A 21,486-nucleotide genomic window follows, 5' to 3' on the forward strand; every position below is an offset into this window, starting at 1 on the left:
GCAATCATCAAAAACTACGCTACTGAATAGGCAAACTAAACAATGGTCCGCGCCATTCCACCCTTGGGAACGATCCGGTACTTTGAACTCGCGGCGGAACACGAGAGCTTTGTCCAGGCCGCTAATGACCTTAGGGTATCAAAAGGTGCCGTAAGCCAGCAGATAAAGCAGCTTGAGCAGTTTCTGGGCGTTTCATTGTTTAGAAGATCTGGTCGACGGGTGGTCTTGACAGCCGCGGGCCGCCGGTATCATTCCGCGGTCCGAAACGCTTTAAACATCCTCGAGAAGGAAACGGAGCGCGTTGCCGGATCGCGGGTCCGTGGCCAACTCAAGATCACAGTGTTACCGGCATTCGCATCCATTTGGCTCGTGCCCCGAATGCCCGGCTTTCAACAGTCCATGCCGCACATTGACATCGTCGTATCTGCGGACGCGGAGATGGTCGATTTCTCACGCTCTGACGCACAACTCGGGATTCGCTATGGGACGACGGACACCGAGGGATTGACCGCGACATACCTGGGCCACGATACGCTGGCGCCTGTATGCACACCGGACTATGCGGAGAAGATGGCAATTCACAGAGCCGAGGATCTTTCGCGATGCCTGCTACTGCACGATACCTATTGGTCCGACGACTGGACGCGTTGGCTGACGACGGCCGGTGTTGCAGGGTCATTGGGTGGCGACGGCCAATTCTTCACACATTATAGCATGGCCATCGACACCGCGCGGGCTGGCGGCGGTATCGCAATGGGGCACAAGCTTCTGCTGCGCGATCTTTTTGCGCGCAATGAACTGGTGTGTCCTCTGGAACAAACAATTGCGGCGCAGCAGGGATATTTTGTCGTGGTGCCGGATAAATCCGCCCATCTGGATTACGTGAAACGCTTTCGAAGCTGGCTGACGGCGTCGTTCGGCAATGTATGTGCACCTGGGCCTTAGGTGCAGTCAGGGCGTTAAAGTTCAATTGTCTGCTTGGGGCCCGGCAAGCGGACTTCATCAGGGCTAGCGGTCGCATTCACCGCGCAAACAGGCTGGACACATGCCAGCGTCAACGCAGCCTTTCCTCTTGAGCCATTTACAAGCTGAACCGCGCCGCCGCTCTCGCCGAATGGCGCGTGCTTCTCATTGCCAGACGTTTGGCGCGAGTTGTGTAAGTCAACGCCGGTTCGAATTTGTCTAACAACACTTCCCTTGCAATCGGAGAAGCGTCCATAGGTGACGGCACCAGGTACCATGCAAAAGGTTGTTGACGATTTTAATAGCTTGTGAGCAAAATTGATAATCAATATACATTATTGGTATACAATATTTTATTAACAGATGAGGGGCCCAATGAAAGGTGGCGTGATAGCAAACAAGGAGGGCTCCCTTCTTTGGGTTACGATCTCAAGACCCGAGCGATTGAATGCGTTGGACGCAGCGGCGCGGGACCAAATCGTTGAATCATTGGATTTTGCCTCTCGTAGCCAGGATATCCGCGCCATTGTCATCACCGGTGCTGGCAACAGGGCTTTTTGCGCCGGGCAGGACCTGAATGAGAGCGCCGCGTTGGGCCATTCCGATGGTGATCGCTGGATGGCTGGGTGGAGGCGATTTTTCGAGGGCGTAAGTCAATGCACTAAGCCAATGGTCGCCGCTATCAATGGAACGGCGGCAGGCGCCGGTTTGCAGTTAGCCCTGATGGCGGATATCCGGATCGCGGTGCCTTCTGCACGGTTGCTTATGGCTGAGGCAAATGTGGGGCTCCCTGCGATCGTCGGCAGCTATCTCCTAAGCATTCATCTCGGCCAATCACGTATGCGCGAACTTGTTCTCACAGGGCGGATATTCCATGCCGAAGAGGCGCAGGAATGGGGTTTGATTCATCGGTTGAGCGAGCCTGACCAGCTCGTTGCCGAAGCCAGAACGGTGGCTGCCGAGATAGCGGAAAAGGCACCGACTGCGATGGCTTTGACACACAGATTCTTGCACAGCCTCGCGAGCTCCGGACTTGGGGATGCAGAGGCAAAGGCGGCGAAATATCAGGCCGAAGCAATCAGGACTGGCCAGCCTCAAGCCGCTATGGAGCAGTTTCTTAGATCTCGCAGTCAGCAAACCAACACTTAGAGGCAATAGGAGACATTGATGTATGACTTTCTCATAACCGATATAAAAGACGCTATTGGCACTATCACCTTGAACCGTCCGGCCGTTCTCAATGCTTGGCATTCGCCGATGCGCAAGGAACTGGCCAAGGCGCTGAATGCCATGAACGCCGATGACTCCGTGCGGGCGGTCATTCTGACTGGCTCTGGTGATCGGGCCTTCTCCGCAGGCCAGGACTTGAACGAGACAAAATCTTTTGATACTGCCCGCGCGGGTGACTGGGTCGAAGAGTGGCGCAACCTTTACGCAGCAATCCGTGGAATGAACAAGCCGCTGATTGCAGCGCTCAATGGCGTGGCTGCCGGATCCGCGTTCCAGGTTGCTTTGCAGTGCGACATCCGAGTTGGGCATGCTGCGAGCCGTATGGGACAACCAGAAATCAACTCGGGCATCGCTAGCACTCTGGGCCCCTGGCTCATGAACCAAATGCTGGGTCTTTCCCGGACCATCGAACTGACTCTGACGGGCCGTATGATGGACGGCGACGAATGCTATCGCATCGGCCTTATCCATCATCTCGTGCCCGCAGACCAAGTCGCAGCAAAAGCGCGTGAAGTCGCGGCGGAACTCGCGGCAAAACCACCGGTTGCCATGGCGCTCAACAAGCGTCGTTTTGCGGAAATGACCGACGCGGGATTTAAGGACGCTGTCGCAGCAGGTAGCCGGAATCAGAAAGAAGCATACGCCAGCGGTGAGCCTCAGCGAATGATGGAAGAATTCTTTGCCACCCGTGCCAGGCGCAAGCAGTCGGCCTGAGGAGCAACGAAGCGATGGATCTTCTGGAACACCAGGGTAAAGCGCTCTTCGCGCGGCACGGGATTCCCGTGCCGTACGGCACTCTTTGGCCCAATCGACCAGACTGGGACGGAGGTTATGTACTCAAGGCCCAAATGGCGACGGGCAAGCGCGGTAAGCGCGGCGCTATCCAGTTTGCCGACAGTATTGCAGCCGTTGAGGAAATGGCGCCCCGACTCACCGATCTGACTCTGGATGGCCAGCGCTGCAAGGGTGTCTATGTAGAACAGCGTTTGGATATCGCGCGGGAAATTTACCTGGCCATAGCCCTTGACCGGGATCGCAAGAGCCTAGTGATTCTGGCGTCTCCCAATGGAGGTGTGGACATAGAGGAGACTAGTTCAGGAGAACTGCTTCGGTTGCCGATTGACCCTTTGGTCGGTCTGCGGGAATACCATGTGAGGGCGGCGGTTAAGCATCTTGATTTGAGTGCTACCCTCGAGGTGCCTGTCGCTGAAGCTCTAACTTCTCTTTACGCTCTGGTCGTTGCTGAAGATGCGACGCTGGCCGAAATCAATCCCTTGGTGCTGACTGTATCGGGCGAGGTCTATGCCGCCGACGCCAAAGTGACTTTGGACAATAACGCAGCCTTTCGGCGAGAAGCGTTGGAACAAATGCAGCAAGATTCGGCGGACGACCGCAGCCCGTTTGAAACGGGCGTCGCTTCTGCCGGTGCAACCGGAATCGAAATAAACACCGGCGGCGAGATCATGGCCGTTGTTAGCGGCGCCGGTCTGATGATGGCCACGCTTGATCTGCTATCCGAAAGGGGACTGTCGGTACGCGGTGTTGTAGATCTAGGCGGGTCAGTGCTAGCCGGCGGCGAGGCGCTTGGCCGCGTTTTCGAGGCGGTATCCGACGCTAACCCCCTCATCACGTTCTTCAATGCTTACCTGCATACAGCGCTTTGCGATGAGCTGGCGCGGATGCTGGTAGAAGCGCAAAAGATAGCGCCGTTGCGGGGCCGGGTCGTGATCAGGCTCAAGGGACGTAACAGTGAAAGCGGACGGGCCATGCTCACTGAACAAGGGTTTGAAGTATTCGAAGACCTCAGTGCGGCCATAGAGGCGGTCACGCATTATAAGGGGCGCAGTTGATGGCGATACTGGTGAATGGCGATAGCCGGATCGTGATTCAAGGCATTACAGGCCATACTGGGCGAAACTTGGCGGATAAGCTCCTTTCTGAGGGCACGCCTCTGGTTGGCGGGGTTTCGCCTAAGCGTGGTGGCGAAACGGTTTCCGGTCTGCCGGTATTTTCCTCGTGCCATGAAGCAGTTGCCATCGCCCGCGCTAACTGCGCGTTCCTTTCGGTACCGGCAGGGCAAGCGTGTGCGGCCGCCTTTGAGGCGATTGATGCCGGGATCAAAACCATGGTCGTCTATGCCGAAGGCGTCCCGGTCCAAGACGCCGCGCGCATTGCCGCTTATGCGGCTTATCGAGGGGTGAATCTCATAGGACCAAATGCTGCGGGCTGCATAAGCCCGGGGCTGGCAAATCTTTCGGACCTCAATGGGAAACTGTTGCGGCGCGGGCCGATTGGAATCGTCTCAAAAAGTGGAACGCTGACCTATGAAGTCATCGATTCTCTCAATGCGAAGGGCCTTGGTCAAAGCAGCGTCGTTTGCCTTGGTGGCGACCCCATCATTGGAATGTCCCATGCCGATGCGTTGCACCTATTCGACGCAGACCCAGACACCACGGCAGTGGTCTTGATAGGAGAGATTGGGGGGCGGAGTGAACTGCAGGCGGCTGAGGTCGCGCGGCACATGAAAAAGCCCGTAGTGGCCTATATCGCGGGCCTGCACGCACCAGCTGGCAAAACAATGGGGCATGCGGGCGCCATCCTTGGTTCCCCTGAAGAAAACGTCCCCGGGAAGCGCGCCGCTTTAGAACGCGCAGGAGCCATCGTTGTCAATGACGTAATCGGAGTTGGTGCGGCCTTGGCGCGGCTCAAGGCTCCTGCGGAAGTTTATTGAAACGCCATTGTAGAAGAGTGGCAACTAGGGAGGAGAACATGCCGATGAAGTACGACAGTGGAAATATGAAGGTCACGCGAAGGGATTTGTTGTTGGCTGCAGGTGCGGGAGTTGCATCAGTGGGCGCCATGGGCTTGCCGAGCAAATTGCTTGCCGCCGAGCGCATCACGGTTGCGGATCCGGGTGGTCCCTTCAAGGACGCTTTTGGGGAGGCTTTTTACCGGCCCTACGAAAAAGCCTCGGGAATCACAGTCGCGAACATTGCGCGAGAACATCAGCCCACCAGTCATATCCAGGCCATCGTAGAGACCAAGTCTTATACCTGGGACGTTGTAACTGTCACGTTGGCAGGACAAGTGTTGCTGGGTGCGCGTGATCTGCTAGAGGATCTGGATTGGTCCGGTGAGCACATGCAGGACATTATGCCTGAGGCTCGCGCCAAAAACTGGATGGGTACGGACGTTTATGCGACGACCTTGGCCTACCGGCAAGATACCCTCAAGGGTAAAGAGCCTCGCTCCTGGGCGGATTTTTGGGACGTGAAGGGCTTTCCCGGCCGTCGGGCATTGCGCCGCAGCCCTATTGACACGTTAGAGATTGCTCTGTTGGCGGATGGCGTGGATCCGAAGGATCTCTATCCGCTCGATATCGAACGCGCTCTGAACAAGCTCGACGATATAAGAGGCCACATTGATGTCTGGTGGACAGGTGGCGCCCAGACAAGCCAACTTCTGCAGACTGGTGAAGTAGATATGTTGCCAACTTGGAATGGGCGTGCACAAACCGTCATTGATGGTGGTGCGCCAGTGTCCATAGAGTGGAACCAAGGTCTCTATTCGATGGAAGGTTGGGCAATTCCCAAGGGGAACCCGAAGGCTGATCTCGGCCGGAAGTTCATCTCCTATTGCGCCGACCCTGAACGCCAGGCAGCCTTCACCAACAAGCTCGCTTATGGGCCGACGAACCCGAAGGCCTACAATTTTATTTCTGCTGAGCGGGCGAAGTCTCTGCCGACGGCTCCGCAGAACATTGAACGTATGGTCCTTGCCGACCAGGGTTGGTGGGGCGAGCATAAGGAAGCGGCCGAGCAGCGTTTCAACGAATGGCTGCTCTCCTGATTTCCTGATAGATAAAATGCAGGTAGCTCCGGTCGCTACGGCGACCGGAGCTGCTGCTTCCCCCAAGGCTTCTTGCGTCAAGCACTTGTCGACTGACGCGTCAAACCTGGAATCTGCCTATGACCTCACTACAGGATCAGAAAAAGCTGGAAGTGCGCGCTTTGCGCAAAACCTATGGGGATTTTGTCGCTCTCGAAGGTGCGGATCTGTATCTTGCGGATGGGGAATTCCTGACCCTTCTAGGACCGTCAGGCTCGGGCAAGACAACTTTGCTGCTTACGATTGCCGGTTTGAATGAACCGGATGGTGGTGAGATACGAATCGACGGGCAGCTAGCGACTTACCTACCACCCTTTAAACGTGACATCGGCATGGTGTTTCAGAACTATGCCCTGTTTCCGCATATGACGATCTTTGATAATGTCGCTTTCGCGCTCAAGATGCGCAAATGGCCCGCGGCTAAGATACGCGAGGCGGTCGAGAAGGTTCTTGAGGTCGTCCAACTCCCACATTTGGCTAGCCGCTACCCCCGACAGTTATCCGGTGGTCAGCAACAACGAATCGCGCTGGCCCGTGCCATGGTCTACGAACCTTCGGTGATCCTGATGGACGAGCCACTCGGCGCACTTGACAAGAAGCTGCGCGACCAACTCCAGCTCGAAATCAAGAGATTACACCAGGAGCACAACATCGCTGTCCTTTATGTCACTCACGATCAGGAAGAGGCTCTGGTGATGTCCGACAGAATCTGCCTTATGCGCGATGGTCGTATAGAGCAGATTGGTACACCCGACGATCTATACTTCAGGCCGCAGTCAGTCTTTGCCGCGGATTTCCTTGGTGAAGCCAATCTGCTCGCAGGGCAGGTTGTCGGGTGCGATTCGGAAAGAGTCGCAGTCGAGTTGACCGACGGCACGCGTGTCCTGGGAGTTAGCGATCATTCGCTCCTTAAGGGTCAGAAAGTCAGTGTCATGGTGCGGCCGGAAACTGTCAGCCTAGATGTCGACGTGATACTGGACAACCGGGTTGAAGCGCGGGTCACGGATGTGATCATGACCGGTGGCATGACCCAGACTTTCTGCAGAGCTGCCAGCGGATTGGAGATAATTGCAAAGTCCCTGACAAGCGGGCCGGTTGGCGCACAATCGGGTGACCGTCATGTTCATCTCGGGTGGTCCGCCGAGCGCGCTGTTGTCCTCCCCGATAATTGAAGGGAGGACCGTCATGGCAAGTCTCACTGGTTCTAACAGAAGCGTAATTCGAAAGGCCCAGCAGTTTTGGCCTATCCTTCCGGTAATCTTGTTCCTTGGTGTGACATTCGTTTTCCCGGTGGTGCTTTTGCTGTCGCTCAGTGTGACTGGTTCGGGCAACGAACTCACCTTCGAGCACTATCTAAAACTCCAGGATTCCTTTGTCGTTGGTCGGGTTCTAGGTATCACATTCAAAATCGCGGGCTGGACAGCATTCATATCGATCGCGGCGGCATTTCCCGTAGCCTATCTTCTTTCAACGCTTGGGAAGAACCAGAGGAATTTCTGGGTAATTTGGGTCCTGATGCCATTTTGGACCAGCTTTCTGGTGCGCACCTTTGCCTGGATCGTGCTGTTGGGGCGAAACGGCGCCGTCAGCCAATTGGCGTCGGCGCTGGGGCTGCCGGACCCACCCAGCCTGCTATACAACTTCACCGGTGTCATGATCGGTATGGTGCATGCACTGATGCCGCTTGCCGTGCTCACGATGCTGTCCGTCATGGAGAACATCGACCGCAACCTTTCTAGGGCTGCTGCCACTCTTGGGGCCCGCCCGGCCCAGGCCTTCTTGAGGGTCTACCTGCCGTTGTCATTGCCGGGTGTCGCGGCAGGCGGCCTCCTAGTCTTCATCACTGCGCTCGGTTTCTTCATCACCCCGGCCTTGCTCGGGAGCGAGCGGGAGACAGTGATTGCGCAACTCATTATCTTCCAAATCAAAGACCTGCTGAACTGGAGCTTCGCCGGGGCCATAGCCGTCGCCTTGCTGCTCGTGGCGCTGGTCATCTTTTTGATCTACGATCGCTTGGTAGGACTGTCGACGTTGTCGGGAGGCGCTATGCGCCAGGACGGTTCGGTCTGGCGCAATCCCATTGGTTGGGTTGGCCGCCGCCTCGGCTCTCTCCTGGTCGAGTGTACAGCGTTCATTTGTGAACTCCTTGCCGAAATCCTTGAGAAGATCAGACCGATTCGGGCCGACCGTCGCAGGCCGGATGTAGGACGCCGAATGCTCTGGATGGGTGTACTGCTGATTCTCTTTTTCCTGGCGGGTCCGGCGTTCTTCGTGATTCCAGTTAGTTTTACCGAGGGGCAGTTCCTCGGATGGCCCCCGGAAGGATTTTCGTTCCAATGGTACGGGTCGGTCTTTGACAATGTGCTCTGGGTTGAGGCGGCGATAAGGTCCTTCGTCGTAGCGACGCTTGCTGGTCTGGCCGGATTGCTACTCGGTGTCCCTGCTGCCTTCTATATTGTGCGGCGTGCACGCTTTAAGACCGCACTTATCGGATTCCTGGTGTCGCCGATCATCATGCCCAACATCATTATCGCGGTTGCCTTGTTCTATCTTTTTGCGGACATCGGGCTGGTCGCCACCACTGCAGGATTGGCGATAGGACATACTGTTTTGGCGGTCCCCTACGTTGTGGTCACTATGGTGGCCGTGCTCAAGCAATATGACGAACGGCTTGACCATGCCGCCTACACGCTAGGCGCCGACAAGGCGCGCACGTTGCGTCATGTAACGCTGCCTCTGCTCAAGTCTGGCCTAATTGCAGCTTTCATGTTCGCCTTTGTCATTTCTTTTGATGAACTGACCATAGCGCTCTTCGTTGCAGGGGGCGATACGACGACCTTGCCCAGGCAGATGTGGGACAACGCGCTATTGCAGGTTTCACCAGCACTGGCTGCCGTCGCGGCGATGGTGTTGGTCTTCATGACTGCTGTTATCCTGACTTCGGAATATCTAAGACGGCGCGGCGAGAGGATGCGGTGATCGACGCTCCTTCCTACCCTGACCCTTTGGGGATGAGTCGGCCACCCACCGCTCAACCCGTCACACCCACCTACTGGCAAGCGACGGCGGGGACAGCGCCCGATGACGATGGTCGGTTAGAGAGCGATTTAGATTGCGATGTAGCCATCATTGGCGGGGGCTACACAGGGCTTTCCTGCGCATATCACCTCACCAAGCTGCGGGTTGCCAGCGTTGCGGTGATCGAGGCGAACCAACCGGGATGGGGCTGTAGTGGGCGCAATGGAAGCTTTGCGCGTCCGGCTATTGGCCGGGTTCCCCACGCGGATTGGGAGAGGAAATGGGGTGCTGAGATCGCGGACGCGATGTTTGCGGAAGCCCTTGCCGCCCTTGAGACGGCGCGTAATGTAATTCAGGAAGCCGACATCGACTGCGATGTGATGCCGGAAGGTTGGTTAAAGATTGCCCATCGGGCCGGGCGGGTCGCCGCGCTCCAACGAGAAGGCGACTTACTGCGTAACCGTTATGGCATGGCTGTTGAGTTTTTGGATGCCAAGCGTCTGGCTGCCGAACATGTTGCATGCGGTGATGGCTATGGCGCCCTCAGATGGCCACTATCCTTTGCGATGCATCCTTTGAAACTGGTCTATGGGCTCGTCCGCGCGGCGCGTGGCCAGGGGGCAGTGATATTCCGCGATACGCCTGCGCTTGGCCTGGATAAAGATGGAGGCAGGCACGTGATCTCTACGCCCCGCGGCTTGGTACGTGCTCGGCACCTGGTCATCAGTACCAACGGCTATACCGTCGAGGGTTTGTTTCCAAAATTGCGCCACCGTCTTTTACCTGTCATGTCCAACATCGTTGTCACCCGACCAATGACGCTGGAGGAAAAACAGGCGGGGAATTTTGTGACTAGCGATTGCATGAGTGATGCCCGCACATTGCTGCACTACTACCGGCGATTGCCGGACGATCGCATCATGCTGGGGGGTAAGGGGCCGGTCAGAGCCACGCCTCGCCAAATGGCGGCACACAGGCAAGAACTTCTTCGGGTTATCGAACGTAAGTTTCCTTTCATGAAGGCGCCTTCAGTCGAATATTTCTGGGGAGGCTGGGTTGCCCTGACCCCCGATTCCCTTCCCCATATCACCACGGCGGAAGATGATCAAAGCTTGCATTACGCGTTGGGATACATCGGAAGCGGCGTATCCTGCAGCTTGCATGCAGGACGCCGTATCGCCGAGAAAATCACTGGCCAGCAGGTGTCGCTGCCGACGCCTCTTACCGCTGCCCTGCCGAAATACCCAATGGCGGCCTTCAGGCGATTAGGGCAGCGCGCAGCGATGAAATGGTATGCTTTAAAAGACGAGAGGCTGTAGCGATGCTGGGGTCAGGCAAAGGAAAGAAGATTGTGGTGGTGGGTGCGGGAATCGTAGGGGTTTCCGTAGCGCGACGGCTTCAGGAGAAGGGTTATCAGGTGACCCTGATCGACAGGCTTTCGCCGGGTGAGGCCTGTTCTCATGGCAATGCGGGTGTCATCTCGACAAGCTCCTGCGTGCCACAGATTCTCCCGGGGACCTGGAAGCAAGTCCCCGGATTGCTTTTAGCGCGCGACGGCCCGTTGGCAGTCGATTGGCGCAGTCTCCCGACGCTGCTGCCCTGGTTCGCTACCGCACAGCGAGCGGCCACGCCGAACCGGGTCATGAAGGTGGGGCAGGCTTTGCATGCCCTTCATGTAAAGGCAGTTGAAGATCACCTTGCGCAAGCCGAAGCCGCTAACTGCAAGCAATTGGTTCAGCGCTGTAACTATCTGCATGTATACCGACGCAAGGAAGCTTATGCCAAAGACGGCAATGTCTGGAAGCTGCGACGTGAACTGGGCATGTCGATCGAAGAACTGAGTGCGGGAGAGCTGCGCGAAGCAGAGCCTGCGCTCGCTGCTGGCTTTACTAACGGGGTGCTTCTAAGTGGTCACGGCCGAACTCTAGACCCTGGTGGTCTTGTGAAGGCACTGGCGTCCGATTTTGAACATCGACAGGGTCGCATCCTGCAACGCGAAGTTCGGGCGCTTTCGCAGAATGCAGAGAGAGGCGTCTCAATCGTCACCGAAGAGGAGACGATCAATGCCGACACCCTCGTCCTGGCTGCGGGCGTTTGGTCGGCACAACTGGCGCTAGGCCTGGGTCATGCCTTTCCCTTGGTTGCCGAACGTGGCTACCACATCATGTACGCAGAGCCAGGAATTACCCTCCACAACGCAATCATGTTTGCCGAGGAAAAGCTGGCGGCCAACAGCATGGCCCAGGGGCTGCGCGTCGCAGGCACGGCAGAGTTTACAACGAACATCGACAAAGCGCCCAACGGGCGCCGCATTGCAATGCTTGAGCGACTTGCCACTCGTTATATTCCAAATCTCAACCGGACGCGACCGCGCCATTGGGTGGGTTCAAGGCCGACCTTACCCGACACCTTGCCTGTTATCGGCCGCTCCCAGTTGAACCGAGATGTGATCTTTGCCTTCGGTCATGGACATACAGGTTTGACGGCTAGTGCAACAACGGCGAATATCGTTTCCGCCCTGGTCGCCGGGGAAGAGCCGCCGATCAATATTCATCCCTTTCGTCCAGAGCGTTTCGCGACGCACGGGCTCATCAGAGGATCGAAGGGCGATTCCGTGGAAAGCCATCCTGGGAATTTAGGATGACCCGCTTGCTGTTCCTCAATGAGGCCGAGGTGGCAGCGCTTGCACCCCCCGCACCTAAGCTTGCCGACGCTCTGGCGGACGTTTTCAAGCTGCGCGCTGCAGGCAAAATTGCCATGCCTACGAAAACCAAACTGACGACGGTCGGGAATGATACCTTCTTTCATGCCATGCCCGCTCTTGTGCCGGGAATGGCGGCGGGCGTTAAGTGGGTGGGTGGAGCCGCTGGTAACAGCGCCCGGGGATTGCCACATATCAACGCTCTGCTGGTGCTGTCCGATCCGCAGAGCGGCCGACCGCTAGCGGTCATGGAAGCCAACCACCTGACTGGATTGCGAACTGCGGGCCTGACATTACTTGCGGCCCGCTACCTAGCCAAAACTGATGCTAGTAGGCTCGCGGTCATAGGCTGCGGGCTGCAGGCCTGGACCCATCTAGAAGCTCTAGCTTCGGAATTTTCACTCGAACAAGTGGCGATCTACGGGCGCAGGCTGGAAGCCGTGAACGTCTTTGCCGAGAAAGCGTCGGAGCGAGGCATCGCGCCGCGGCTTTGCAAAGAGGCAGACGAGGCCATAACGGACGCTGATATTGTGGTTAGTTCGATCCCCGAACAACCCGGGCTCAAGCCCTTCCTAAGGGCGGACCGCCTAGCGCCTGGCGCATTTGCAGCGATGGTAGACCTGGGCCGTTCTTGGCGGAGCGACTGCCTTCGAGGGTTTGATCAGACCTTCACGGACGACAATCAGCAAAGCCTAACGCTGCGTGCGAGCAATCCAACCTTTGAGGCGGCCGATTTCACCGGCGACCTGGGAGATTTAGCCACGGGCCGGGTTGCAGGCAGAGTAGATGCCGAGGCAAGGATTGCCTTCTTGTTTCCAGGTGTTGCTCTTGCGGATATCGTTATCGGCCGTATGCTCTTGGAAGCGGCGGAACTGCGTTAAATCCTGTTGTCACGCACCACCCAGGGTTTTTCCGATGGCTCGTGCGGTTTCCATGACGACGGGCGCAAAAGTTTGTTCTGCCTTTTTCGGCGACCACCTGGGATGTGGCACAGCAATATTCACAGCTGCGATGACGCCGCCTTTGTGATTCCGGACTGCAGCGGCGATGGAAATATCGCCCATGAAGGCCTCTTGATTGCTTATCGCGTATCCTTTCGCGCGAATGACATTGAGCTGCGTCAGAATCTTTTCTGGCTCAATGATGGTATACTTAGTTCGCTTGATTCGGTGAGAGCGATTCACAATTTCAGCGGCTATCTCATCTGGCAAGGCAGCGAGCATTGCACGTCCGGGCGCCGTACAGTAGGCGGGAAGCCGTTGGCCAAGCACGACATCGACGCTGATTATGTTTCTGCTAGGAAGCCGGGAGACGTAAATCACTTCCGTATCATCCAGTTCCGTGAGGTTGACGGTCTCTCGTGTCGTCTTGCTCGCTTCTAGGATGTAGGGAAAGGCTTTTTCAATGAGAGCATCGTTGCGCAGATAGGCAAAGCCAAAATCCAGGACCTTCGGCGATAGTGTGTATCGGCGCGTTGCTGTGTCCTGCCTCAGATATCCTAGAACCTTTAATGTATAAAGGAACCGCTGAGCCGCACTTCTGCCGATACCGGTTGATTTGGCAATCTCGCTCAAACTCAGTGCTTGCGTTTGGTCATAGAAGGCTCGGAGTACGAGCAAAGCTTTCTGAACCCCGCCGATGAAAAGGCGTTCGTCGATTGGGTGAGGCTCGTTGCCATTCAGGGAAGGCCTGCTGGGAATCTGTGACATGCTAATTTTGTACTTTATCAGGGCCAGAATAGGAATCGTTAAAAGTGTGGCAATGTCGCTATAAAGAGTATCCTAACTACCCAGAGGCTATGCCTAACAGGCGCATAGCATCCCATACAATCGAGGGGGAATTCACACTTTAACTCACCAAGCTCAAGGACGCTCACCAAGCTTTGCCATTTTGCCCTGAAAGCGCCCTCGGGATTGATCTTGCCAAGTCAGCCTTTCAGCTTCACGGAGTGGATGTTGATGGCGCTGACCTTTGAGTAGTGGCTGCTCTTTTGGGCGGTAAAGGACCGTCTTTCTCTACGATGTCTTTTGGCGGTGCGCTTTGGCTTTCGGGGGGCTTGTGTTCCAGGCGACGTTCAGGCCGGATTTTCTAAGGAATCATGGGCCTTACGTTGGGTTGACCAGTTCAACGGAATGCCCTGCTGGAGGTGCTGCCGTAGGAGGGTTGGCGGCGCATCGCCGCCCAGTATCGTGACGGATAGGTTGCGCTCCTATCAAAAGCCTTCGCCGATCTTGGCCTATCCGTTCACGCCGCCACCTACAACACCTTCAACTGTCAACGTCATCTCCTCAGTCGACCCAGCTACAAGATCCTAAGATCCAATGCATTCGCGGTATGGGCTGGTGCCTGCAAAGCTGCCTAGGATAAAATGGCGAGAAGCGATTGCTCTCGTGTTGCCGAGTTATCGTGTCAATGCCTAGCTGAGGATCTCATTGTCCTCGCGGCCAGTAGGAGCAGAGCATGAAATTCCATCAGGGAGCGGCTTGGCAGCGCGGGCGACTGATTCCCGTCGGGGAGGCTTCCATCGGTGTCACCGACTGGGGGCTCACGCATTCGGACATCACCTACGATGTGGTCATGGTGATCGATGACGCGTTCTTCCGCCTTGAGGATCATCTCGATCGGTTTGAGGCCTCCATGGCCGCGTTGCGTCTAAAACCCGCCGAAGATCGCGAGGCTATTCGCGGTGCGTTGCATACCATCGTCGCAGCTTCAGGGCTCACCTGGTCCTATGTTTCTATGGTCTGTTCGCGGGGAGCTCCTGAGATTCCCGGCATCCGAGATCCACGTCTCTGCGGCAATCATTTTTTTGCTTGGTGCGTGCCCTACGTGAATGTCATTCCAAAGGATGTAGCGACCCGAGGGGCTCACCTTTGGGTTGCCAAGTCTGTGCGGCGCATAGGCGAAGATGCCGTCAATCCGCGCGTAAAGAACTACCACTGGGGGGACTTTACCGCCGGGCTGTTCGAGGCCTACGATCAGGGTGCGGACACTGTTCTTCTGACTGCTGCCGACGGGACGGTAGCTGAAGGCCCGGGCTTCAATGTCTTCGCGGTGAAGGAGGGCAAGCTGGTCACCCCTGCCCGGAACTGCCTGGAAGGCATCACAAGAATGACTGTGCTGGAAGCAGCAGCAGAGGCCGGAATCATGGTGGAGATTCGCGACGTCCCCCTCGACGATTTCCTGGAGGCGCACGAAATCTTCACGGCGACATCCGGCGGCGGGCCTGTACCTGTCGTGCGCGTCGATGATCGGATCTATGGCAATGGCGTCGAAGGGCCGGTCACAAAACAACTACGAGAAGCTTACTGGGCAATGACGGCTCGGCCCACTCTGAGAACACCCGTCCAGAGGAAGACGGATTTGCGATAGCTTGCCTGGACCAATGTCCTGGGCACTGACAGTGTTAACTCACCCTTCGAGTTGAATCGGCAGTTGCTAGGGAGGTGTCAGATAAACGCGAACCAGTCTCGATAGAGCACGACTGAGCTACTTTTCAAGCAGCGATGAGGCCGCGCCACTCGGCTAGAGCAGCAGCACGGCTTAGCTTGAAAGTGGCTCGAGAGGAAAGGCTGCGTTCCCTTGTTGTAGAGGTTGTAGAAGGCGGCGTGGATGTCGGTAAACTTCTGCAACTTTCACATTCGTCTGAAGCGGGCCATTGCTCTAGCGGCAGACAGAGTTCGGAGGGCTAAGCTGAGTAGATGACTTTGCCGTCCATCATCACGAGACGAACGTCGGTTCTCAGAAGAGCCCCCGGGCCTTCGGCAAAGAAATCTCGATCAAGCACGACAATGTCCGCAGCCATTCCCGCTTTCAATGTGCCGGTGATGGTTTCAAGGTGTGCCGACCAGGCGGGTTCACGGGTGCCGTGGCGGATCGCCTCCTCTATAGGCAAAGCCCAATCGGGCCGATGCGGCTTGATCGCATCGTCACTAGGAGACTTGCGGGTCGACGCGATGTACATGTTCGGTAACGCCTCGTACGGTGCCGTCGGCGTGTCCGTACCAAATGCCAGCGGCGCACCAGCCTTCAGGTATAGCGGCCACGCGAACCCGTTGGCGCCTCGTTCAGGGCCCAACTTCTCTAACCAGTTGTCTAGGTAAGCCGGGTCGACATGAACCGGCTGCATCGACGCGGTGATGCCCAGCCTGCCGATCCTCACAATCTGGTCTTCCCGAACGTACTCCAGGTGTTCGATCCGGTGGCGTCGACCGGACGTTCCGTTGACCTTCGCTGCGTTCTCGATCGCATTGATGGCGTCGTCGATCGTCGCATCGCCGATGGCGTGGATGGCAACTTGCAATCCTTCTTTGTCGGCCGCCGCGACCATCGACGTCAGAGCCTTTGCAGGCCAGATTGCTTCGCAGTTGGTGCCGTCGGTATAGGGTTGGCTCAGCGCTGCCGTGCAGCCGTCGATGGTTCCGTCGCCAATGAATTTGATGCCGGTGACCCGCAGTATGTCTCCCTGGTGCTGCCCGGCGAGTTCCGCAGCACGCGCTACCTGCGCCAACTCCTCGTCCAAGTTCCCAGTCCGCCACATGATGATATGGCCAATGACCCGTGCCGAAAGTTTGCCCGCCGCCTGCAAGCGGGCCACGGATTCAAGCACCTGCTCTTCGAGGGCCATCTCGACAATCGAAGTGATTCCAGCCCGAGCGAACGCGCTGAGAGCTTCCAATACCTGCTGGTCGAGTTCATCTTCCGACACGGTGTTCAGGAGCGGCCAAACCATGTTCGACGTCACCGTCTCCTGCAGCCAGCCGGTAGCCTCGCCGGTTTCGGGATCGCGCACGATCTCGCCGCCGACAGGATCGGGCGTCTCGTCATTGATGCCGAGTTCCTCAAGCGCCGCCGAGTTCACCCAAGTCGAGTGGAAGTCAAACGCGTCTAGGTACACCGGCCGATCCGGGACAATATCGTCGAGCATTGTCTTGTCAGGCCGACCGTTTGGCACATCGCCATGAACCCAGGCGGTGCCAAGAACTCTTGGCGCATCGGGGTTCTCGTAGGCCCATTGGCGTACTCGACGGCGGATCTCCTCAAGGCTTCCCGCGCCACGCAGCTGCGCCTTGCGCATCGCCGCGCCGGTCATCGCGAGATGAGCGTGGCCATCCACGAACCCCGGTAAAATCAGACCGCCCGCTGCATCGATCCGTTTGCTATCGACCCCTGCCGCCGATGTTGCCCCGTCCGAATCGCCTACATAGACGATCTTGCCGTCCTGGATCACGACCGCTTCCGCCCAAGGCCTTTCCGGGTCCGCTGTAAACACCCGGCCGCCCGCGATCAGAACACTCATTCCCGGCATGACCGCCTCGTCCCCTTCAGTTTCCAAGCCTCTAGACGGATACGCTATCGGCGCAGGTAAGATTGTTCAATTGTCCTACTGGTGGAGGTTCCACCACGACCACGGGGAGAGATAGGCTAGGGGCCATCTGCCGATGTTCGCGGCGAGACGGCGAATCGCCGCTCCGAATTGGATTGTGGGGATCGGATTCAACGGACAAGCGCGGAACGTCCGCATTCCCTGCAATCACAAGTCAGTTCCCTGCTCGCGCAAAATTTCCCCTGGTGTCAGGGAGATTCTTGCAAAGACGAGTTCGCTCCTGACTGCCTCCTCCGCCATTTAGCGCTATAATGGGTATTGTCAGACGCTGAAGTTGCGCCACTGATATCAGGCCCAACGCATCGACAATGCGGTTGGCCTCTGTAGACAGCATGGGAACCCCCGGAAAACCGGAAGCTCCTTGTCATACTACGCTGGCCTACGCCGGCACCAACCGGTTATGCAGACACAGCTAAATTTTATGGCACGATTAGACGATAAAATTTGCATTGTTACGGGCGCCGGTCGAGGGATCGGCGCGGCTATCGCGCGGACTTTCGCCCGCGAAGGGGCAAGGGTGGTCGTGACTGACAAGGCCGAAGACCTCGCCGCGTTGGTTGCGAGGGAGATCGGCGGGGTTCATCTGCGGCTCGACGTGGCATCAGAGGCGGACTGGGCCGAACTTGCTGCAGCTTGGCCCGCTTGCGACGTGCTGGTGAACAATGCTGGGATCACTGGCTTCGAGGAAGTCATCCGTCCGCACGATCCCGAGCATGCCACGTTGGCGGATTGGCGGGCCGTCCATGCGGTGAACCTTGATGGCACCTTCCTCGGCTGCCGCTACGCGATCGGTGCGATGCGCGCCAGGGGAGCCGGATCGATCATCAACATATCGTCGCGTTCCGGCCTTGTGGGGATCCCGGCGGCGGCCGCATATGCCTCGTCCAAGGCCGCCGTGCGAAACCACACGAAGTCGGTTGCACTCTATTGCGCCGAACAGGGCCTCAACATCCGTTGCAACTCGATCCACCCCGCCGCCATCCTGACGCCGATGTGGGAGCCGATGCTGGGCAATGGACCGGACCGCGAAGCCCGCATGACAGCTTTTGTCGCGGACACGCCGATGCGCCGGTTCGGAACGCCCGAAGAGGTCGCGGCCATCGCACTTCTGCTCGCCTCGGACGAGGCCGCCTACATGACCGGAACGGAACTGACTGTCGACGGCGGGTTGCTGGCGGGCGCGGCCGCAGCACCCAAGGCGGACTGAACGCGGACACAGCCGTCCCACGCCGTTCCCGAAGGATCAAAACCATGTCCGACCTCGTGCTGAACTCCGGCTTTGTACGCCGGATCCAACTTGCTTGAGCCGACGTGAGGTGGGTTTGTAGCCTTAGCGGATGAACAATCCGTTCCGCTCTTTCAACTCATCGCCGGAAGTGATCCGCCTGATGGTTATGCTGTATATCCGATATCCGCTATCGCTCCGCAAGGTGGAGGAAATCCTGTTCGACCGTCACATTCCCTCCCGCGAAGCCTTCAAGCAGGACCGCTCGGCCGCATTGGCGGCGTTCCGGCGGACGTTTACTTCAGCCAAGTTGGCAGGTCGGCTGGCGCCTTGCCGTTTTGGGCTGCAAGTGCGCAGTCCGCAAGGCCGCCAAAGCGCACGTCGCGGCCGCAGAGGCCTGGAGCGTAATGAGCGTACTTGCCGGAGTTGGTCATCAAGACGCGCGCTTGCGGCGGAAAAACGGGTTCAGAGATGGAACACCAGCAAATGTCGGGGATCAATTGAACGCCTGCCTTCTCCAACCGGGCGGCAAGACCTTGATCTCGTGCCGTAGCAAGGGTCTCCCGACCTAGGGTTATGATCACCGAAACTGCGGGGTGGCACCGACGGCCCTCCATAAGCGCGGCGAACTTGCGAGTCTCGGCCAAAGAAAAATGAGGGCTTCCCAAAGACACGAGATCGACGTCTCCACCACCGGCATTAAATCCCTTCCAGGCGCGGGCGAGATCGGCGCGGGTAATACGAACACAATCGGCATCGTCCGTTGCGGGACGGTTACCCTCGGGAGTGATTCCCGCCACATGAAGCATCGGTGCCGCCGAGGTGGTGCCGAATGCCGCGCAAAGGGCTCTCAGGTCATCTTCCGACGGCGCGGTGGCTTCCAGGCCCTTCAGGGCCGGAATCCTATCGGGTGATAGCTGTCCGGCCAGCCATCCCAGCAGCGGCCACAAGGCATCGTCGTATCCTACGGGCAGTTCAACCTCGATCTTGCGGCGCGCTGCCCTGTTCGTCTCCAGATAGACACCGGCGTGCGGCGCCCGCCCGGTCAGAGCGATAAAGAGGTCCAGGAAGTCCGGATGCTTTGCCGTCCGCGCGCCGAGCACGCTGTTGGCATAGATTACCGCATTCGACTCCGACCAACCGATGTCCTCGCCTTCCAACGGCTTGTCATCCAAATGGTAGGGTGCGCAGGTGAAGCTCGGCCGTGCGCCCATCCGCACATAAGCGTCGGCCAGCTGACTGGCCGGCAACCCGAACTCGGGCGGCACCTTCTGGCTCCGCCAATTGGCGTAGTCCACCGAGATCGCGTTCATAGTCGTTGGTACGACGACCTTTGCATTCATCTCCGCCATTGCGGCGGCGAAACGCAGGTTGGCGGGACTAGCATAAATGCAGCCGTCGATGTGGACACGGGTCACGTCAATCAACCGATCAGCACCCTGTAAGGCCGCCATGGCACACAATGTCTCCATGGCGAACTTCGCCGCCGGGCCGCGTGCGCCACTCAGGAGGGAGCGATCGCCCGCTGTCAGGTTCAGATCTGACGCGGACAGAGGCGCGAGCGGCAAGGAAATACCATCGCCCTCGACGGCGGTTTCGGTTATGCGAAGATATGGAACCTTGGATAGGGCCTCGTACTCCCGCTCGGGGACTCGTAAGACCGCCAGGGGGCGCTCGAACATTCTCCCGGCAATCATCGCCCCCAGGGTGAGGATGTCCTCATCCTCCTTGAAGACCAGCGCTGCAGGCGCATTGCCGTTCAGGGTGAGTTCCAGCAGGACGCCGCTGCCCGTACAGGAGCCGCGGCTGGTAGGCATCAGGACGACACACCCGGTTAGAAGTTGACCGTGTTGGTCGTGGTGGGCATCGATAACACGGCCTGTTTCCGGATCGACTCCACCCCAGAAACTCAGTCCATCGGAGCAGGTCAAAACCGGGCCTTCGACCGCAGCGGGAACGATCAGCTGTGCCATGTGGAGTGCCTTGCTTGTCGTCCGCAAGCTAGGTGCGAGCGGGTCGGGTTGGACGCGGACGGGGCTATGACGCCGCCATCGTGTTTTTTCATCTGGCCCAGGCCGCATACCAATCTCTGAACAGGCGGTGCTGCTGCTCCAGATACTTGCGCTGGCTGTCGGTCAGCGCGTCGGTCTCGTTGAAGTGCGTTGCATAGTTCGCATGACCCTCCAGAACCATGAGGTGCTTATAATAAAGTACCAGATCCGGGCCTTCGTCGAAGGTGGAGAGAACATGCAGTGCATCGTCCAGTTGACGCGCCTTGACGCGAGCCTCCGGGTCACCCGCCGCGGCTTTCTCGCTAAGCGCCACCAAGTGCAACACTTCTTTCGGCAAGGCGTTTCCGACCCCGGTAATCGCGCCCTTCGCGCCGCAATTCACGAAGCCGTGGTAAACCTGGGTATCAACGCCGATCATCAGGATTAAATCGCCGTCCTTCGACGTGATGTTCTCGGCCGCGTAGCGCATATCTGCAGCGCCGCCGAATTCCTTGAAGCCCACCATGTTCGAATGTTTGGCGCGCAATTCGAAGAACAAATCGGCACGCGTAGCAAACCCGTAGTAGGGGCTATTATAAATGATCGCCGGAATCTCCGGGGCCGCGTTCAGGATGCTCTCGAAGTGCGCCCGCTGAGCCGCTACCGAGGAGCCCCGCGAAAGGACACGCGGAATCACCATCAGGCCTTGAGCGCCGACACGCGCGGCATGCGCGGCATGAGCCGTGGCGCTGGCCGTGTTGACTGCTCCGGTGCCGACGATCGTCGGGATCCCTGCTTCGACGAGGCGGGTCACGCCTTCCTGGCGCTGACTGTCGGTCAGCAGCGGCCAGTCGCCCATCGACCCGCAATAGACCACCGCAGACATGCCCTCGGCGATCAGCTCCCGTCCCCGTTGGACAAGGGCGTCAAAATCGGGGCTGCGATCTGCGTTGCAGGGGGTCATCAACGCTGGAATGCAGCCCGTGAAAATCTTGTTGTCCATCACGTAGTCCTCTTTTGCTAACTTTGTTTTCAGCGATACGCGCCGCTGCCATTAATCTGCCTGTTGCCCGCAAGCCCGAGG

General features: G+C 57.9%; 17 protein-coding genes. 13 read left to right on the plus strand and 4 right to left on the minus strand.

Translation table 11 applies throughout. The features are described from left to right. Positions 1–42 precede the first annotated feature (42 nt). From ABIE63_RS17035 to ABIE63_RS17085, 11 genes are all read left to right on the plus strand, one after another. On the plus strand, positions 43–945 hold the full coding sequence (locus ABIE63_RS17035; RefSeq protein WP_354506458.1) for a LysR substrate-binding domain-containing protein: 903 nt from the start codon (positions 43–45) through the stop codon (positions 943–945). Positions 946–1,338: 393 nt separating this feature from the next. Continuing rightward, positions 1,339–2,112, plus strand: a complete 774-nt coding sequence (locus ABIE63_RS17040; protein WP_354506461.1) for an enoyl-CoA hydratase/isomerase family protein — start codon at positions 1,339–1,341, stop codon at positions 2,110–2,112. Between the two features lie 18 nt (positions 2,113–2,130). Next, on the plus strand, positions 2,131–2,907 hold the full coding sequence (locus tag ABIE63_RS17045) for an enoyl-CoA hydratase/isomerase family protein (RefSeq protein ID WP_183414568.1): 777 nt from the start codon (positions 2,131–2,133) through the stop codon (positions 2,905–2,907). A 14-nt stretch (positions 2,908–2,921) separates the two neighbouring features. Then, complete coding sequence (locus tag ABIE63_RS17050; RefSeq protein WP_354506464.1) at positions 2,922–4,043, plus strand: ATP-grasp domain-containing protein; 1,122 nt, start codon at positions 2,922–2,924, stop codon at positions 4,041–4,043. Beyond that, the gene (locus ABIE63_RS17055) at positions 4,043–4,924 is read left to right on the plus strand and encodes a succinate--CoA ligase subunit alpha (protein ID WP_354506467.1); all 882 of its coding nucleotides are present in this window, start codon (positions 4,043–4,045) and stop codon (positions 4,922–4,924) included. The genes ABIE63_RS17050 and ABIE63_RS17055 overlap by 1 nt, the downstream gene beginning before the upstream one ends. Positions 4,925–4,968: 44 nt before the next feature. Further along, entirely contained in the window at positions 4,969–6,042 is a 1,074-nt protein-coding gene (locus tag ABIE63_RS17060) for an ABC transporter substrate-binding protein (protein ID WP_183414565.1), read from the plus strand. A gap of 119 nt (positions 6,043–6,161) precedes the next feature. Beyond that, positions 6,162–7,253, plus strand: a complete 1,092-nt coding sequence (locus ABIE63_RS17065; RefSeq protein ID WP_354506470.1) for an ABC transporter ATP-binding protein — start codon at positions 6,162–6,164, stop codon at positions 7,251–7,253. Positions 7,254–7,266: 13 nt separating this feature from the next. After that, positions 7,267–9,060 carry an ABC transporter permease subunit gene (locus tag ABIE63_RS17070; RefSeq protein ID WP_183414563.1) on the plus strand — a complete coding sequence of 598 codons (1,794 nt, stop codon included), beginning with the start codon at positions 7,267–7,269 and terminating at the stop codon, positions 9,058–9,060. Next, positions 9,057–10,418 carry an FAD-binding oxidoreductase gene (locus ABIE63_RS17075; RefSeq protein WP_354506473.1) on the plus strand — a complete coding sequence of 454 codons (1,362 nt, stop codon included), beginning with the start codon at positions 9,057–9,059 and terminating at the stop codon, positions 10,416–10,418. The genes ABIE63_RS17070 and ABIE63_RS17075 overlap by 4 nt, the downstream gene beginning before the upstream one ends. 2 nt (positions 10,419–10,420) lie before the next feature. Then, on the plus strand, positions 10,421–11,743 hold the full coding sequence (locus ABIE63_RS17080; protein WP_354506476.1) for an FAD-binding oxidoreductase: 1,323 nt from the start codon (positions 10,421–10,423) through the stop codon (positions 11,741–11,743). After that, a complete protein-coding gene (locus tag ABIE63_RS17085; RefSeq protein ID WP_354506478.1) occupies positions 11,740–12,681 on the plus strand; it encodes an ornithine cyclodeaminase family protein in 942 nt (313 codons plus the stop codon). Before ABIE63_RS17080 ends, ABIE63_RS17085 begins: the two co-directional genes overlap by 4 nt. Positions 12,682–12,690: 9 nt before the next feature. Here the strand turns inward: ABIE63_RS17085 and ABIE63_RS17090 are convergent, their stop codons facing one another. Further along, entirely contained in the window at positions 12,691–13,509 is an 819-nt protein-coding gene (locus ABIE63_RS17090) for an IclR family transcriptional regulator C-terminal domain-containing protein (RefSeq protein ID WP_354506481.1), read from the minus strand. 751 nt (positions 13,510–14,260) lie between these two features. On the opposite strand from ABIE63_RS17090, the gene ABIE63_RS17095 reads away from it, so the two are divergent. Further along, positions 14,261–15,172, plus strand: a complete 912-nt coding sequence (locus ABIE63_RS17095; RefSeq protein WP_354506484.1) for an aminotransferase class IV — start codon at positions 14,261–14,263, stop codon at positions 15,170–15,172. Between the two features lie 316 nt (positions 15,173–15,488). On the opposite strand, the gene ABIE63_RS17100 is transcribed toward ABIE63_RS17095, so the two are convergent. Continuing rightward, positions 15,489–17,099 carry an amidohydrolase gene (locus ABIE63_RS17100; RefSeq protein WP_354506487.1) on the minus strand — a complete coding sequence of 537 codons (1,611 nt, stop codon included), beginning with the start codon at positions 17,097–17,099 and terminating at the stop codon, positions 15,489–15,491. A 508-nt stretch (positions 17,100–17,607) separates the two neighbouring features. Between ABIE63_RS17100 and ABIE63_RS17105 the strand changes: the two genes are divergently transcribed. Continuing rightward, positions 17,608–18,393, plus strand: coding sequence for an SDR family oxidoreductase (locus ABIE63_RS17105; protein WP_354506490.1), 786 nt, complete (start codon positions 17,608–17,610; stop codon positions 18,391–18,393). A 314-nt stretch (positions 18,394–18,707) separates the two neighbouring features. Here the strand turns inward: ABIE63_RS17105 and ABIE63_RS17110 are convergent, their stop codons facing one another. Both ABIE63_RS17110 and ABIE63_RS17115 read right to left on the minus strand, forming a co-directional pair. Then, entirely contained in the window at positions 18,708–20,384 is a 1,677-nt protein-coding gene (locus ABIE63_RS17110) for an aconitase X (protein WP_354506493.1), read from the minus strand. A gap of 88 nt (positions 20,385–20,472) precedes the next feature. After that, positions 20,473–21,405, minus strand: coding sequence for a dihydrodipicolinate synthase family protein (locus ABIE63_RS17115; RefSeq protein ID WP_354506496.1), 933 nt, complete (start codon positions 21,403–21,405; stop codon positions 20,473–20,475). Positions 21,406–21,486: the final 81 nt, after the last annotated feature.

Origin of the sequence: Limibacillus sp. MBR-115 (assembly GCF_040549425.1) — a bacterium.
Taxonomy (GTDB): Bacteria; Pseudomonadota; Alphaproteobacteria; order Kiloniellales; family CECT-8803; genus Limibacillus; species Limibacillus halophilus.

Bases quoted from the DNA above. Each gene is read 5' to 3' on its own strand.
- ABIE63_RS17060 (WP_183414565.1), top strand. From the start codon at position 4,969: ATGAAGTACGACAGTGGAAATATGAAGGTCACGCGAAGGGATTTGTTG.
- ABIE63_RS17115 (WP_354506496.1), bottom strand. From the start codon at position 21,405: ATGGACAACAAGATTTTCACGGGCTGCATTCCAGCGTTGATGACCCCC.
- ABIE63_RS17100 (WP_354506487.1), bottom strand. From the start codon at position 17,099: ATGAGTGTTCTGATCGCGGGCGGCCGGGTGTTTACAGCGGACCCGGAA.
- ABIE63_RS17065 (WP_354506470.1), top strand. From the start codon at position 6,162: ATGACCTCACTACAGGATCAGAAAAAGCTGGAAGTGCGCGCTTTGCGC.
- ABIE63_RS17040 (WP_354506461.1), top strand. From the start codon at position 1,339: ATGAAAGGTGGCGTGATAGCAAACAAGGAGGGCTCCCTTCTTTGGGTT.
- ABIE63_RS17035 (WP_354506458.1), top strand. From the start codon at position 43: ATGGTCCGCGCCATTCCACCCTTGGGAACGATCCGGTACTTTGAACTC.
- ABIE63_RS17105 (WP_354506490.1), top strand. From the start codon at position 17,608: ATGGCACGATTAGACGATAAAATTTGCATTGTTACGGGCGCCGGTCGA.
- ABIE63_RS17085 (WP_354506478.1), top strand. From the start codon at position 11,740: ATGACCCGCTTGCTGTTCCTCAATGAGGCCGAGGTGGCAGCGCTTGCA.
- ABIE63_RS17050 (WP_354506464.1), top strand. From the start codon at position 2,922: ATGGATCTTCTGGAACACCAGGGTAAAGCGCTCTTCGCGCGGCACGGG.
- ABIE63_RS17090 (WP_354506481.1), bottom strand. From the start codon at position 13,509: ATGTCACAGATTCCCAGCAGGCCTTCCCTGAATGGCAACGAGCCTCAC.
- ABIE63_RS17110 (WP_354506493.1), bottom strand. From the start codon at position 20,384: ATGGCACAGCTGATCGTTCCCGCTGCGGTCGAAGGCCCGGTTTTGACC.
- ABIE63_RS17080 (WP_354506476.1), top strand. From the start codon at position 10,421: ATGCTGGGGTCAGGCAAAGGAAAGAAGATTGTGGTGGTGGGTGCGGGA.
- ABIE63_RS17095 (WP_354506484.1), top strand. From the start codon at position 14,261: ATGAAATTCCATCAGGGAGCGGCTTGGCAGCGCGGGCGACTGATTCCC.
- ABIE63_RS17045 (WP_183414568.1), top strand. From the start codon at position 2,131: ATGTATGACTTTCTCATAACCGATATAAAAGACGCTATTGGCACTATC.
- ABIE63_RS17070 (WP_183414563.1), top strand. From the start codon at position 7,267: ATGGCAAGTCTCACTGGTTCTAACAGAAGCGTAATTCGAAAGGCCCAG.
- ABIE63_RS17055 (WP_354506467.1), top strand. From the start codon at position 4,043: ATGGCGATACTGGTGAATGGCGATAGCCGGATCGTGATTCAAGGCATT.